Origin of the sequence: Thalassolituus sp., from assembly GCF_034111725.1 — a bacterium.
Taxonomy (GTDB): domain Bacteria; phylum Pseudomonadota; class Gammaproteobacteria; order Pseudomonadales; family Oceanobacteraceae; genus Thalassolituus.
Map to the genome: position 1 here is coordinate 1 of NZ_JAWUWR010000069.1, position 15297 is coordinate 15297.

14 protein-coding genes are annotated in these 15297 nt (G+C 45.8%); 3 read left to right on the forward strand and 11 right to left on the reverse strand.

Going from position 1 to position 15297, the window contains the following annotated elements; all coding sequences use genetic code 11:
• Both UXZ23_RS11725 and UXZ23_RS11730 read right to left on the reverse strand, forming a co-directional pair.
• Window positions 1–578: fatty acid desaturase (locus UXZ23_RS11725; protein WP_320820751.1), on the reverse strand; the 578-nt coding region annotated here is incomplete at its 3' end.
• Between the two features lie 33 nt (window positions 579–611).
• A complete protein-coding gene (locus UXZ23_RS11730; protein WP_320820752.1) occupies window positions 612–1469 on the reverse strand; it encodes a sugar phosphate isomerase/epimerase family protein in 858 nt (285 codons plus the stop codon).
• A 203-nt stretch (window positions 1470–1672) separates the two neighbouring features.
• Here UXZ23_RS11730 and UXZ23_RS11735 point away from each other — a divergent pair, with 203 nt between their 5' ends.
• Window positions 1673–2038 (forward strand): MarR family transcriptional regulator, encoded by a 366-nt coding sequence (locus tag UXZ23_RS11735; protein ID WP_320820753.1) that lies wholly within the window; start codon window positions 1673–1675, stop codon window positions 2036–2038.
• Here UXZ23_RS11735 and UXZ23_RS11740 read toward each other — a convergent pair.
• The 5 genes from UXZ23_RS11740 to UXZ23_RS11760 are packed head-to-tail and all read right to left on the reverse strand — an operon-like array spanning window position 2025 to window position 6478.
• Window positions 2025–2555, reverse strand: a complete 531-nt coding sequence (locus tag UXZ23_RS11740; protein WP_320820754.1) for an NADPH-dependent FMN reductase — start codon at window positions 2553–2555, stop codon at window positions 2025–2027. The two genes, UXZ23_RS11735 and UXZ23_RS11740, sit on opposite strands and share 14 nt — an antisense overlap.
• Window positions 2556–2573: 18 nt before the next feature.
• Window positions 2574–3287 (reverse strand): proteasome-type protease, encoded by a 714-nt coding sequence (locus UXZ23_RS11745; protein WP_320820755.1) that lies wholly within the window; start codon window positions 3285–3287, stop codon window positions 2574–2576.
• Between the two features lie 32 nt (window positions 3288–3319).
• The gene (locus UXZ23_RS11750; protein WP_015486046.1) at window positions 3320–4105 is read right to left on the reverse strand and encodes a transglutaminase family protein; all 786 of its coding nucleotides are present in this window, start codon (window positions 4103–4105) and stop codon (window positions 3320–3322) included.
• Window positions 4106–4118: 13 nt separating this feature from the next.
• Window positions 4119–5051: an alpha-E domain-containing protein gene (locus tag UXZ23_RS11755; protein ID WP_320820756.1), complete on the reverse strand. Its 933-nt coding sequence runs from the start codon at window positions 5049–5051 to the stop codon at window positions 4119–4121.
• Window positions 5045–6478 (reverse strand): circularly permuted type 2 ATP-grasp protein, encoded by a 1434-nt coding sequence (locus tag UXZ23_RS11760; RefSeq protein ID WP_320820757.1) that lies wholly within the window; start codon window positions 6476–6478, stop codon window positions 5045–5047. Before UXZ23_RS11760 ends, UXZ23_RS11755 begins: the two co-directional genes overlap by 7 nt.
• 261 nt (window positions 6479–6739) lie before the next feature.
• Here UXZ23_RS11760 and hemH point away from each other — a divergent pair, with 261 nt between their 5' ends.
• Both hemH and UXZ23_RS11770 read left to right on the forward strand, forming a co-directional pair.
• Window positions 6740–7735, forward strand: a complete 996-nt coding sequence (gene hemH / locus UXZ23_RS11765; protein ID WP_320820758.1) for a ferrochelatase — start codon at window positions 6740–6742, stop codon at window positions 7733–7735.
• 166 nt (window positions 7736–7901) lie between these two features.
• Window positions 7902–8732, forward strand: a complete 831-nt coding sequence (locus tag UXZ23_RS11770; protein WP_320820759.1) for a crotonase/enoyl-CoA hydratase family protein — start codon at window positions 7902–7904, stop codon at window positions 8730–8732.
• 80 nt (window positions 8733–8812) lie between these two features.
• On the opposite strand, the gene UXZ23_RS11775 is transcribed toward UXZ23_RS11770, so the two are convergent.
• The 4 genes from UXZ23_RS11775 to UXZ23_RS11790 form a co-directional block, all read right to left on the reverse strand.
• Window positions 8813–9829 (reverse strand): alkaline phosphatase D family protein, encoded by a 1017-nt coding sequence (locus UXZ23_RS11775; RefSeq protein WP_320820760.1) that lies wholly within the window; start codon window positions 9827–9829, stop codon window positions 8813–8815.
• Between the two features lie 10 nt (window positions 9830–9839).
• Complete coding sequence (locus UXZ23_RS11780; protein ID WP_320820761.1) at window positions 9840–10964, reverse strand: alkaline phosphatase family protein; 1125 nt, start codon at window positions 10962–10964, stop codon at window positions 9840–9842.
• Between the two features lie 69 nt (window positions 10965–11033).
• The gene (locus tag UXZ23_RS11785; protein WP_320820762.1) at window positions 11034–13271 is read right to left on the reverse strand and encodes a TonB-dependent receptor domain-containing protein; all 2238 of its coding nucleotides are present in this window, start codon (window positions 13269–13271) and stop codon (window positions 11034–11036) included.
• A 170-nt stretch (window positions 13272–13441) separates the two neighbouring features.
• A complete protein-coding gene (locus tag UXZ23_RS11790; RefSeq protein WP_320820810.1) occupies window positions 13442–15283 on the reverse strand; it encodes an ABC transporter ATP-binding protein in 1842 nt (613 codons plus the stop codon).
• Window positions 15284–15297: the final 14 nt, after the last annotated feature.

Here is a 15297-nt window from a genome sequence, read left to right on the forward strand (position 1 = left end):
AAAAAGTAGCCCAGCGCTGCTAAAGGTGAAAACCAAAGAACAGCTGTAAATAGACTTACGCGAACGGCTGTAATTATGATTACTCGAGTACGTTGATCTCTTTTATCGTCGTATACAAACGGTGCAATAACTTGCATGCCATGCATAAGAAATTCAACTGCGGGAATATAAGCCCATTCGAGTGCGTTGATAACTTTTTCAATTCTTGGATTTCGATTTAGCCAAGCACGATAATCAAAAATGAGCGGTTCGCAGTTGTCGATATGATGGCGCATATGTTTGTAGCGCATGTCTTCATAAGTACCATAGTTACTACCACAAATAGCATTTAACATGCGCCCTAATAGAGTGTTGTATTCAGTCTTTTTGAAAATACAGTTGTGACCGCAATCGTGCATTAAGTAAGCAGCAATCGTCATGCTATGCGCTAATGCCAGAGTACCTAAAATAAAGAAGAAAATGCTTTCTTGAAATAATGCAATCCATCCGCCGACGTAGGTTACGGCGATGTAGGATATCGCCGCAATGGTAGGCCATAATCCATCAGGATCACGCAATAGAGATTTCATTGATACCATAACTAAGACGCCTCTTTTATTCGTTTACGCTGTTCATCGTGTGTTGTTAGAGCTTGTTGCCCATTGTTCAAAATTATTACGTTGACGATCGCCAATCCAACGATTGACTTCCCATAAGTCGGCCACTGGTGCATTGGTAAAGGGTAAGCAGTGCAAATAGCCGTCGGGGCCGAACTCGGGTGTCATGGTTGTGGTGTCGTAGCCTCTATTTTTCTGTGCTGCCCAAATGGCTTGCCAGCAACGCTCATGAGAAGCGAGAGCCTCTGCGTATTCTGGCGCGGCCGGATGAGGAACTTGTGGGCCTTGATCGTAGCCAACGCGTCCATGCACGTGATGAGCTTGTTGCGCAGCTTGTAATATGATGTCCCATTCGCTATCCATTAAGCGTTCGCACACCACGACCCAGTGGCTAAAGTCGCAAGTTATGCGCAAGTCTGGTAGTTGTTCGAGGACATCCCGGGTTACCCAAGGATTAAAGAAAGACCGGCCGCGATGGGTTTCGAAACTACAGATCACTTCATTTTTATCAGCGACTTCTTGTGCGCGTTTGAAAAAATCGATTTGCACAGCTAAAGGCCACGCATCGCAACCGCCCATCACGTTGTAAAAGCGTGGATTGAGTGATTTTGCGTGTTTAATTTTTCTATCAAGATCGGCTAAGTGCTCTTCGGGTGTTGCGTGGCGATCAGGTACATAACTACCAGCAGTACAAATTTCGCAAATGTAGTCGAGCTGATATTCATCCAATGCGTTCGCTAGTTGGTTGAATATATCCGGGTTGATTGATGCTGGTGCTTCAATTCCTTGGAAGCCGGCCTCTTGAGCCAATAAAGCACCGGATGCAATTGAATCATTGTGTCCCCACAGTGTTTTAAACAAAGAAAATTTCATGCATAAAATCCAAGGCAATTGGCGATAGTGATTGATTTAGCAATGTCTATGCCATTAAGTGCAAAGTTGCATATAGTGTAGCTTTGCATGTAAATGTGAGGTTTACTGTTTTAGGAATTGTTCATTAGCTCTGCTAATATTGCGCCATTGAGGTGCTGGAGGAATTCTAAGTTGCACCATATTTAGTCAGAGGGAATTTATTTATGGGGGCTAGTTTCAGCCAAAGCGCACGCACCGAAGCGGCCTTGGCGATTTTAGATATTGATGTCTTTTGGGCGGGTGTGTTTTCTGATATCTCACTGCACGATCTTAACTATTACGATCTTTTCACTAAGATGTGGTTAAAGCGTGAATTGGCTCTAACGAAGACAGAACTGTATGAGTTTATGCCCGAGATCAGCCGTAGAACGGCAGTAAAGTATGTTCAACGTGCCATTGATTTGGGCATGATAATGGAACATGAATCGAGTGCAGACAGACGCGTGCGCCTAGTTGGGCTAACCCCTGACTGCAGAGAAAGAGTAGAGCGGTTTCTTGATTTTACCTGTAAGCGTTTTAACGCTCGATAAACTGAATAAACCCGTCTAGATGTCGTTGCAGACGTTGGCGAGTTTGCTCATCAGTAAGTTGCATCTCAGCATTAAACTTCTGATTTATTCCGGCAATCATCATTTCATGGCTGTTATGTAGTTTAGATAGGCAAGCATCGAACACCAGCTTTAAATGCGCTTGTGCACGAGCGCCTCCAACTGGGCTAACCGCTTGGGTAATAAAAGTGACTGGCTTATCTTTTAAACAAGAATTAAAAGCCGGACGTGACGCCCAATCAATCGCGTTTTTAAGTACCGCCGGAATACTATGATTGTATTCTGGGGTGCAGACAATAATGCCGTCTGCGTCTTCGATTTGAGCGATGAGAGCACTCATTGCTGTGTCATTTATCTCTATGTCGTCGGAATAGAACGGCAAGTTATCAAGCTGTGGTCGCGCGGTTTGGTGAGCAATTAATAGCTCGCTAACGACATCTAATAAACCAAGGCTGTAACTGTTTTTGCGAAAGCTACCCGACAACAATAGAAATTTCATTTTGGATTCCAAGTCTGCTTAGAAAAACTCTGGCAGTTCATTAAAAAGATTCTTCAAGCCATCGGACCAAGCAGTGCGTAGCTTTAGAAAATGCTCGTCATTTTCATCTAAGCGGCGAATGCCAGGGTTGTCGAGAAGATTGGCCGGATATGAAATCGTATCGAGTGGCATACCTACTGACAGGTTACTGCGTAACGTTGAGTCCATTGAGATCAACGCGCATTGGATGCCTTTGGCTAGCGGAGTTTCCCAGGTAATAACCCGATCAAGAATCGGCTTGCCATACTTGCTCTCACCAATCTGAAAATATGGTGTGTCTTCAGTCGCTTCAATAAAGTTACCTTGTGGGTAAACATGAAAAAGACTTGGCTCATCGCCTTTGATTTGACCGCTTACCAATATGTTGCAACCAAAATCGATCCCCTGATTCTGGCCTTCGTCGCGGCTAATAACGTGGCGAATCGTTCGCCCAATCAGTTCGGCTACTTCAAATAGCGAACTAACATTGAGTATGTGGCGTTCTTCATGCTGAATACCATGACGCAGGATGTTGATTACGCTTTGCGTACTGGCCAAGTTGCCTGCACATTGCAGAAAAATGACTCGATCACCGGGGATGTCGAATACGCTCAGTTTACGAAAGCTCGCAATGTGGTCAACGCCCGCATTGGTACGAGAATCTGAGCACAAAACCAAACCTTCTCGAAGTTTGAGCGCAACACAATATGTCATAACTTAGCCTGCTAGATGATTAGCCGGTATTCCTATCCGGTTTTGCGCCTGTTAGGTATCGCAGAAAATGCTTCCGTGCCGTGGCCGGATTTTACACTGCGTAGCGGGCAGGCGTCGAGATGATCCAATCCCACGGCTAACTTTAGATGACGGCTCGGAGTCGTCAAACCGAGTTGTACGTCGAATGTATGCCAGCCGTCGTCTAACCAAGCTTCAGCCCACTGATGACTTTTCATCTCTTTCGCGTCTGGACTATACAGGTAGCCGCTGACATAGCGAGCTGGAACACCGGTATAACGGCAGCACGATAGGAATACATGAGTGGCAGAGATGCTATCACCCCACAAGTGTGCAAAGGCGTCGGCTGCACTTGAAGGATCCGTGTTCGGGGTCGATTCTTTGCGTAAGCGTGTTTGCAGATCGTTGATGAGTCCACATAAGCCATCATGTGTGCTGGTAAATTGTGGGCTTGTGGTCATGTAGTCGCGCAAGGCTTTATCTGGTTTGGTCAGATCGCTTTGGCGCAGGTACACAAACGGGGATAGTTCGTGATCATCGTCTTCGAGTAAGTCGTCCATAATTTCAATTTCTCCAGAAACGGTTATATCAAAGTTGCTATGTGGTTCGTCGATGGTGAAAACATGCATGACGTTGCCATATCCATCAGTAATTTCACTGGCGTCTGTCGGCAAGGATAGAGACCAGTTCAAAACCTTTTGTCGCCCACTATCGAAAGGGGTGAGTCGTAAATATTGCACGCTGTGGCGTGTACTTTCGTCGAACTCGAAATGTGTCGTGTGTTCAATTGCGAGTTTCATAGGCTTTCTCCGTTTATACCGCTTCCATGTAAGCGGTATGAATGCTGTTGGCGATGGTTTCTATGCGTGCGAGAAAATCGGTTAGATAGGAGTGCAATCCTGTTTCGCGAAAAATATAGTCACTGTCACCAAATTGAATGCGTGCATACTGCACGGCTACTAAGCGTTTGGCGGCTTGCCCTGATTTACCTTCGATGTCTTGCAGAATATCGTTGGTGGCTTCTAAGCATGCTCGAATAGATCGTGGTACTTCTGCGCGCAGGATAAGTAGCTGCGCGACTTTTTCTGGGGTTATGCGGTCGCCAAAAATATCTTGGTAGGCTTCGTAAGCTCCGAGTGATCGCAGTACGGCGACCCAACGGTAATATTCAAGCGAACCTTCGTCATCTTGTTGGTTTTCGATTTGATATTTAACGTCGAGAATTCGGGCGGTGTTGTCCGCGCGTTCTAAAAATGTTCCTAAGCGCAGAAAGCGAAAAGCATCGTTACGCAAACTGGTGCCATAAACAGCGCCGCGATACAAATGACTGCGTTCTTTTACCCAATCGAAAAAGCGACTGGCATCGCCAACGCTACCGGAGCGCTTCATGGCTTGAAGCTCAATCCAGGTTGAATTAATGGCTTCCCAGCTTTCGCTACTGATTTTACCGCGCACTGACTTAGCGTTGTCGCGGGCACTATTGATACAGCTAATAACGCTACTTGGATTTAATGTGTCTAGTGCGAAAAATTGCAAAATAGTATCGCGATTAACGATGCCGTAGCGTTCCATAAAATCTTCATAGGTGGATGATATTTTCAGTGGCGCTATTAATTCTTGTTCGGCAATTTCTTTGTTTGGCATCATGGAAACGGTGAAGCTAACGTCGAGCATGCGTACCGTATTTTCCGCACGCTCTAAATAGCGTGATAACCAGTAAAGTTCGCTCGCAGTCCGGCTTAGCATAATTCATCCTCCAGAATCCAAGTGTCTTTGGTGCCTCCGCCTTGGGAGGAGTTAACAACGAGTGAACCTTCTGTTAATGCCACTCGAGTTAATCCTCCTGGTACTAGATGAGTTTCTTTTCCGGTAAGAAGGAAAGGGCGTAGATCTATATGCCGAGGTGCCACTCCTTCATCAACAAATGTAGGACATGACGACAAAGATAAAGTTGGCTGAGATATATAATTGGCCGGATTGCTTTTAAGTTGTGCTCTAAAGTTTTCGATTTCTTGTTTCGTCGCTTTAGGGCCAATCAACATGCCGTAGCCGCCAGCGCCATGTACTTCTTTTACGACGAGTTTATCTAAATTATCGAGCGTATATTTTAAATCATCGGCTTTACGGCATTGGTAGGTTGGTACATTGTTTAGAATGGGTTCTTCGCTGAGATAAAAGCGAATCATATCGGGAACAAATGGGTAGATTGATTTATCGTCAGCAACGCCGGTGCCGATAGCATTCGTTAGAACGATATTACCGGCACGATAAACAGATGTTAGCCCAGGAACACCCAACATAGACCCAGCATTAAAGGTTAGCGGATCTAAAAACGCATCGTCTAAACGTCGATAAATCACGTCAACACGCTGAGGCCCAAGCGTGGTACGCATGTATACGAAGCCATTTTTCACGAATAGGTCTTGGCCTTCGACTAATTCCACGCCCATTTGCTGCGCTAAAAAAGCATGCTCAAAATACGCACTGTTGTATCTACCGGGCGTTAGAACTACGACGCAGGGATTATCGACTGCAGAACTTTCTCGTAGTGTTTTGAGTAATAATGCTGGGTAGTGTGATACGGGCGCTATGGCGTGACGACTGAATAACTCGGGAAATAATCGCATCATCATCTTGCGATTTTCCATCATATAAGAAACACCCGATGGCGTTCTTAGGTTGTCTTCTAATACAAAATAGTCGCCAGCATCATTGCGGATCAAGTCGACCCCGGTGATATGCGCATAGATATTACCGGGTAAATTTAAACCTTGCATACAGGGCTGGAACTGATCGTTAGCAAATACTTGTTCTGCGGGAATAATGCCTGCGCGAATAATATTTTGATCGTGATAAATGTCGTATAAAAACGCATTGAGTGCGGCTACACGTTGGCGCATCCCGCGTTCTAACATCGCCCACTCTGATGCTGGAATAATGCGAGGCACTGAATCGAAGGGGATTAGGCGTTCGGTTCCCGCATCTTCACCATAGACATTAAAGGTGATACCAACGCGGTGGAAGAGTAAATCGGCTTCTTGTTTTTTCTGTTGTAATTGTTCGGGCGTTATATCGCTCAACCAATCTGCAAAGGCTTGATAATGGGCGCGACAGTTACCGTCACTGGAAAACATTTCATCGTAGAGGTTTGGGGCAGAATATTGTTGGTGCATGATAGTGTCTGCATGATCTCGTTAGATAGGTTTTGCAATGCATATGCCACTATTCGAATTCGCTAGAATTCTATCGATATTTAAAGATTTACTAAGGATATTGAGCCAGAGCTGTGCAGAGATGCACTATTGATGTGAGTTGCGACCTAAAAAAGGGCGGAGTGAACCGAAAGGATTCAAGATGACCTGATCAACAGGTTCGGATAAACTTAGACAAGACTGATACAAAAGCTATTTTCTGCAAAGCAGGAGGAAATGTCCGTGAAAAAGCCCCCTTTTGGTGTGTTGCTGGTCAATCTTGGAACGCCGACAGCGCCCACCCCTAAGGCCGTTAGAGAATACTTAGCGGAATTTTTGGGTGATCGTCGTGTGGTCGACGCTCCGCGTTGGTTATGGTGGTTAGTTTTGCACGGCGTTATTCTGCGTATTCGTCCTCGTCGCGTTGCCAAGGCCTACGCGAGTGTCTGGCGTGAAGACGGCTCACCGTTGATGTGTATCTCGAAGGATCAGCAAAAAGCGCTGGCTAAGCATTTGAGTAACGAATACGGACAGGATATTCCAGTGGCGCTAGCCATGACCTATGGAGAGCCCACTATGGAGCAAGCAGGGCAGCAATTGCGTCAAGCCGGTGCGGAACGCTTAGTTATTTTGCCCTTGTACCCACAGAATTCCTCTTCAACAACGGCGGCAGTGCATGATCGTTATGCCAATGCATTGGGGCCTTGCCCGCACATTCCGGCATCGCGTTGGATTACCGATTACCATGTATACCCTCTATATATCCAAGCCTTAGCGAATTCGGTGCGCGAGTATTGGCAAGCGCATGGCCAAGGTGATCGCTTGATGATGTCCTTTCACGGTATTCCTGAGCGGTATGAAAAGAAGGGCGATCCATACCCTAGCCAATGCCGTGCAACTGCGGCGGCACTGGCGTTAGAGCTAGGCTTAAAAGAAGGCGCTTGGATCTGCAGTTTTCAATCGCGCTTTGGCCGTGAAGAGTGGGTGAAACCTTATACCGATCACACCTTGATTGCTTGGGGTAAAGAAGGCGTTGGGCGCGTTGATGTGATTAGCCCAGCGTTTGCGGCGGACTGCTTAGAAACTCTAGAGGAATTAGAGGTCGAAAACCGTGAAACCTTCATCCACGCCGGTGGTAAAGATTATCACTACATTCCATGCCTAAATGATCGGCCTGATCATATCGCCATGATGGCCGCCTTGGTAAACGAAAACGCCGCGGGTTGGACGTCGAACTAACGCTTGCGAGATAGCCGCGTGAATCATTGCGGGGCTATCTTCTCTCCTAATCTTTCTATTTGAGCTGATTGAACATCAAATCGTCTGCTTTGGTCATAGCACCCGTTCTATGCGTGTGAAATTATGATCCCCTATTTTTATCAATGATAATCAGCAGGCCTATTTTATGACTTCAGCCAGCGCTCAGCAGTCACGCATTGAATGCGAGATTCGTGGACACATAGCTTATGTGTATCTTAATCGTCCCGATAAGCTTAACGGCCTAGATATGGCGATGTTTCATGACATGGTCGCAACAGCAAAAAAACTGCGTAAAAATCGTTCTGTGCGAGCTGTGATTTTGGCTGCTCGCGGAGAGTCATTCTGTGCTGGCTTAGATTTTAAATCGGTGAGTAAAAGTCCAAGCATGCTGCCTAAGTTGTTTTTACGCTGGCCGTGGCGCAAGCAAAACTTAGCGCAAGAGATTGCCCATTGCTGGCGCGACTTACCTGTGCCGGTTATTTCCGTTATTCACGGCAACTGCTTTGGCGGTGGTATGCAGATCATTTTGGCGACGGATTACCGCATTGCGACCCCAGATGCCAACCTGTGCATTATGGAAATGAAATGGGGCTTAATCCCTGACATGAGCGGCATGGTAACATTATCGCGTTTAACCCGCGTCGATATTGCGCAAGAGCTCACCATGACGGGACGTCAGTTCAGCGCAATTGAAGGTCACGAGTATGGGCTGATCAGTAAGTTAGCCGATGACCCTATGGCAGAAGCAGAAGCACTGGCGAATACCATCTGCGAAAAATCCCCAGATGCCATTGCTGCAACCAAATATCTATTTAAGAAAACATGGAAGGCCGATACCAACAAAGCATTGCGCTGGGAACGTTGGGTACAGGGTCGTTTATTAGTGCGCAAAAACAATAGAATAGCTATCGAGAATGGTTTACGAGCGAAAGGGACAGAGCCGAAGCCGTTTATTGATCGTACGAGTTTTAAGTAATTATTTTTTACTGCATCTAAAAACTGCCCCTGTATAAATGCAGGGGCAGCTTAGCTTCTTCTAATTATCCGCCGCAGTGATTATTTGCTTAGCGCTAACTCGTGACTAGCGAAAGAGTTACCTTTTTCGTCTCTTAGAGTCATGGTGACTAAACGATTGTCCCAGTCGACTAAAATGTCACCGAAGTTGACCGAGCTATAGTCTTTTCCAATGCGATTTTGGTTCGGACTCACTTGCTTCCATTCCATATCCAAACCTGAGCTGGTCAGTTCCCATAGTGGTATGCCATTCACGTCTACTTTGCTAAATTCGCCCCAGTGCGTATCACCACTGATAAGAATTAGGTTATGCAGATTCTTCTCTTCCACCAATGTTAACAACCGATTACGGTCATCGGGGAAATTGGCCCACGACTCCCAGCCAGTAAAATCTGAAAGTGCTTGAATACTAGAGCCCATAATCGTTAGGTCAGCAGGCTTTTGTAGCTCAGCTTCGAGCCATTGCCATTGATGTTCACCCAGCATAGAACGGCCAACTGCAGGAAGGTAAGGCCCCAGATGTTTCGGTGCTTTCTCTTTATCGTAGGTTACACGATCGACAGACGTTAATGCTTCACGATTCCAGCGTAAATCGGGAAGAATAACGTGAACGCGTTTCCCATCTTTTTTTAGCCAGTAACTGGTGTATATACCATCCGCTTGAGTGCGACGAATATCGTCTGGTTCAGCGCCCCAAAAATCTAACATGATTTGGCGCGATTCTTCTTTCTTCGGATATTCTATACCAGCGTCGTTTTCACCAAAATCATGGTCATCCCAGATAGCGATAACAGGCATACGTTCACGCAGTTTTACGAGTTCTGGTTTGCTACCTAGTTTGGTGTATTTTTTCTTTAAAATAGCCATGTCTTCTGTATCGCCGTAAATATTGTCTCCTAAAAAAACAAATAGATCGGCATCGACTTTATTGATGGCTGTTAAAATGGTGGTGGGTTTGTCTTGATGCATGCAAGAACCAAACAAAATACGTGTTGGTTCTTGCGCCCATGCGGAAGTACTGGATAAAGCCGCGATTATTACGATTGAGCGTAACAACATAATAAATTCCTTACTTAAGTGCTTCGGTGATAGCTGGGGCTGCTGACGCGCTAAAATCTTTTGGGTTAATACCTAAAGTACGCAGCGCAGTAGCAGTTACTTGTTGTAAGTGAATTGTATTTTCTGGTTTTATTTCACCGGCAGTACGAATATCCGGCCCCATGGCAGCGAACCAAGTGCTTTGTGAACCTTCGATGCCGTTTGGATACGTTTCCGATAGATCTTTCATATAAACTTCAACCGCACGCTTGGATGCATGATGCTGCCAATCGGCTGCGGTTTTGCCGCGACCGTGATCCGAAGTGATGAGCAAATTGGTGTTATTTTTATACTGAGGCAACGACTGCAGAAGTGCCCATAGCTTGCCAATAAAGGCGTCGTCTCTTTGCGCTGAATATAGGTAATGGTCATAATCGCCATCGTGCGCAAAATCGTCGGTTTCTCCTAAGCTGATATAAATAATGTTGGGCTGTTCACGCTTGATGTATTCTGCCGCAAAACCATAGGTGAAGGCATCTAAACGTACGTTATCCCATGGGCTTGGAACTTCTGCTTGCAGTTCATTCAAGAATTGTTCTTTTGCTGTTATTTTTTTTCCTTCTGCAGGCATAAAACCGGCGTAAACTGGTAATTGGCTGCGCTTAGTATTGAGAATATACGGGAACACATCCCAGCTACCAAAGGCTGCAACCTTACCTTTGTATTGCGGCTGATTATTGGCCCACTCTAAAAAGGTAACGTTTTTGTTGGCTATCTTTTTGTTGGAATTGATTTCAGGATCAGCGGCACCGGTAAGCATCTCGTTGTAACCCGGATAAGAGAAATACCAAGGATTCGCGACGTCCATAAAGCTGCCATTGGCACGGTTACCTATGATGACACCATTGGGAATGATGGTATTCCATAAGAAGGGCATGAGTGTTTTTCGGCGTTCTTCGGCGCTATCTCGCCATAAATTAGTTTTTAATATCTCGCTGTCTTTTACGAATTCTTTATTTTCAATGAGGTCTTTATCTGCACCAGTAAAGGTTTCTTGCCAGCGCAAACCATCGACGGATATGAGTATTAAATTCTCAGCGGCATAGCTCGAATGAGCACAGAGTAAAAATATCAAAGTAGAGAATATTGTTTTCATCACTAGAATCTCGCGGTAATTAACAACAAAAAAAGCCGGTTATAAAACCGGCTTTTTCGATGGTCTAAATTAGAAGTCTAGAGCTAAAGTAGCTGAGGCTGTACGGGCTGCACCAATGAAGTAAGAACCTTCAATACCACCACCGAGATAGCTTTCGTCTAAGAGGTTGTTAATAACTAAATCGATTGCTGCGCGTTTGAATAAACCACCGTCAACTTCTTTGGCATAACCTAGGCTGAAATCAACCACTGCGTATGCGTCTAGTTGGTCGGCGTTGGCAAAGTCACCGTAACGAGAGCCAGTATACTTAGTGCTCAACGAAGAGTGATAACGCTCATTACTGTAGTTTAAGCTCAGCACGGCTAAGTTTTTGACGGATGCCGCAACCTTATTACCGCCAACAACATCCAAGTTGCCATCACCATCGGTGTCGACATCTTTCTTGTATTCTGAGTTGTTGTAAGTGTAAGACGCATAAACATCCCAATTAGTCGTCAGCATTTGACGCACGCTGGTTTCAATACCGTATGAGTCGATACCACCGACGTTGAGATAAGCACCGCTGGCTTCATTAAGGTAGTCAATTCCCGCGGCTGCTGCGCCTGAGATATAGGTAATGCGGTTAGCAAAATCGACTTGATAAATCGCCACCGTAGCTTGAGTCGCGCCTGTGTTATAACGCAAACCTAAATCGACGTTAGTCGATTTTTCGGGTTCTACTTCCTTTAGAGATTCCTTGCTTCCAGTCAACATTTCATCACGGAAGGCTGCAAAGTTATCGGCATAACTACCGTGCAGTTCCAATTCAGGGGTGAGGTTATAAATAAAACCCGCTTGCGGCAGAATATCTGAGTTACTGTCGGTTGAGACTTTGTCGCCAGTAAATTCATTTGTGTATTCCATATCGACGAAATACTTCTTCACCCCAAGGGTTACTTCGAGATCACCTAATGTCATGGTGTCTTGGACGTATGGCATAACCGTAAAGGTGTCGAATGTGTTCTTGTACTGAATCCAGTATGGTTCGAAATCGTTGTAGTGATATACACGCGAGTCGAGCACTTCGTGCCAATCGCGGCTTTCAGGACGGTGGCTATCTTCAATCCAAATACCGGCTTTCGCTTTGTTTGCATCGCTGATGATTAAGTCGGCATCCGTTAATAAGCCAAAGCGTTCTTTATCATAATGTGTGTGGCGATAAGACGACACGGGGTTACAACCTGCGCTGGCGCTTCCCACACAGCTGCCATCGGCTACTGGGTTACCACTGTCATCGACATAGGTGTAACGATCTACATAGGCACCACCATTTTTACCCGTAGTATTTACGAGGTAAGGCGGTATCCAATCACCACGGCCTTTCATCCAGTGATAATAAGGTTTTAAGGTTACGGTCAAATTTTCAGTCGCAAAAAACTCAACGGAACCATAAGCCATTAAGTTTTTACGCAGAGTTGACCAAGCTTCTGCATAGTTTTGATCGATAACTGGGTCGCCAGTCCACTGCCAAGTTAAACGGTCCCATTCTGGGTTCTGTTCAAACTGGGCAATAGAAACACCGTTGTAGTTATCTTCTTCGGCATTATCAAAAACGATACGGCCCATCATGTTCATGTTTTTCTGTTCGGAAACCACTTTTGCTTCGATGTGCTGACGACGTGTATTGCCGTTAGAACCGTCACCAATCCAACGATTGTTGTAGGAGTCGGACATGGATACATAACCGAAGGTATTCGCCATGAGCTCACCGCTGTCGGCACGAACAAAATAACGACGGGCGTTATAGTCGCCATTGGTCAACGCTACGCGCACATTTTCTTCGCGCATAGGATCGTTTGATACGAAGTTAAATACGCCGCCAAGGGCGTCGAGTGATGCAGAAGAGATGGCACCGGAGCCTTGATATACCTCGATACCCTGCATATTTTCACCGTCTAATAAACGGTTAGCTTTGGTACCGCCGCCATAGTTCGAGCCACCGTTAGGAATGCCGTCTACGGTCATACCCAGTTGTTGCTCGTTTAAGTTGATGCTGTAACCACGCATGGAAACAGTGGTCGACCAATCGTCGGAACCGAATGTGTCACCTTCTGAAATTGAGATACCAGGTAAGTTGTCGACGCTGGCAAATACGCTTGTCATGGCCGACTGCTGCTCTTTCATACTATCGTCGGTGACGTTGTTGGCTTGAGCAATCGGTTGCCCTACGGCAATGATTTCTTCAGTGACGTTTTCAGCAGCAAAAGTAGATGCAGCAAACACGGCTGAAGCTAGTGCTGTGAGTTGAAATACAGCTTTGATTTTCATGTCGTTCCCCAAAATTAAATTTGTGTTTTGGGGAACATGTGCGCACTAAACTGCGCTTATAAAATTATTAGAGCTCCCCAATCGGGGATGTATAGTCGATAGTAATAGTGACAGGCTGGTGACTTAAACTTTACATTTCAATGTGAAATTAATGACAGAAAAATAATAGTCTACGCATCACCAATAAACCCACCGGTTTGATGTGCCCATAATTGCGCATAAATCCCACCTTGTTCTATCAGTTCTCTGTGGCTGCCTTGCTCTACTATTTTGCCTTTATCCATGACGATTAAACGATCCATGGCGGCAATGGTGGATAAACGGTGCGCAATGGCGATTACCGTTTTATTTTCCATCAGACGATAGAGGCTGGTTTGGATAGCCGCTTCAACTTCCGAATCTAACGCCGATGTCGCCTCATCTAAAATAAGAATAGGTGCGTCTTTTAATAACACCCGTGCAATGGCAACTCGTTGGCGTTGGCCGCCAGACAGTTTAACGCCACGTTCGCCGACTTGTGCGTCGTAGCCGCTATTGCCGTGCGGATCATGCAGGTCAGCTATAAATTCGTGAGCCTCGGCTTTTTTGGTTGCGCTTAGTAATTCTGCTTCGGTTGCATTCGGGCGACCATACAAGATGTTTTCGCGGATACTGCGATGCAGTAACGAGGTATCTTGGGTCACCATGCCGATCTGAGCGCGCAGGCTTTCTTGTTCAACGTGGCGAATGTTTTGTCCGTCGATAAGGATTTGGCCGTCATTAATGTCGTAAAAGCGCAGTAACAAATTAACGAGGGTCGATTTACCTGCACCCGAGCGTCCAACTAAACCAATTTTTTCACCCGGTTTGATATCAAGGTTTAGGTGCTCAAACACGGGATGAATTTGGTCGTCGTTGCCTTGATAAGAGAAACACACGTCGCGTAATTCGATTCGTCCTTTTTCAGCCGATAATTTAGGTGCATTCGCAACGTCAGTAATTTGTTGCGGCTTGGATAGGGTGTTCATGCCGTCGACAACGGTGCCGATGTTTTCGAATAGAGCACCGATTTCCCACATGATCCATTGCGCCATGCCGTTGATACGCAAGGCAAGGCTAATGGCGATGGCGATGGCCCCGACACTGATGGCACCTTGCATCCATAACGCAATCGAGAGTGCGGCGATGGTGAAAGCTAATAAATAGTTAATTAGGTTAACGCTGAAGTTAAGCCCTGTGGCTAAACGCATTTGGCGATAAACCGTATTCAAGAAGCCATCCATGCTTTGTCGCGCATATTCGGTTTCAAGCTCTGTATGCGAGAAGAGCTTTACCGTTTGGATGTTGGTGTAACTGTCGACAATTCGTCCGGTCATCATTGAGCGCGCGTCGGCTTGTTCGGTAGCGACCTGTTTCATACGTGGTACAAAGTAAAACTGAATGCCGATGTATAGCCCCAGCCAAATCAGCATAGGGAACATTAACCGAATATCGGCGATGGCAATAATGACAAGGACCGAGGTGAAATAGACCAAGATGTAAACCAATACATCGAGTAGTTTCATGACGGTTTCACGCACTGATAAAGAGGTTTGCATTACCTTCTGCGCTAAGCGGCCAGCAAAATCATCTTGATAGAATCCTAGGCTCTGCTTCAGTAAATAGCGGTGTGATTGCCAGCGGATGCGCATCGGGTAATTGCCGAGTAACGTTTGATGTACCAGCAGAGCATGCAGAAGTACCACTACGGGCAGGGCGACAAGCACCATCATCGCCATAAAAATCAGATGTTTACCTTCCGCTTGGAGCAAACTATCAGGTGTGTGTACTGTCAGCCAGTCAACCAGATCGCCCATAAAACTGAACAGAGTAACTTCTAATATGGCGAGCATGGCGGTAAAAAACGACATTAAAAGTAGGGGTATTTCTAACCCTCGCGTGTAGTGTCGACAAAACGCATAAAGCCCTTTTGGCGGCTGTTCTGGTTGATTTTCAGGGTAAGGTTGTATGAGTTTTTCGAAGAACTTAAGCATGAAGTTGTAACTAT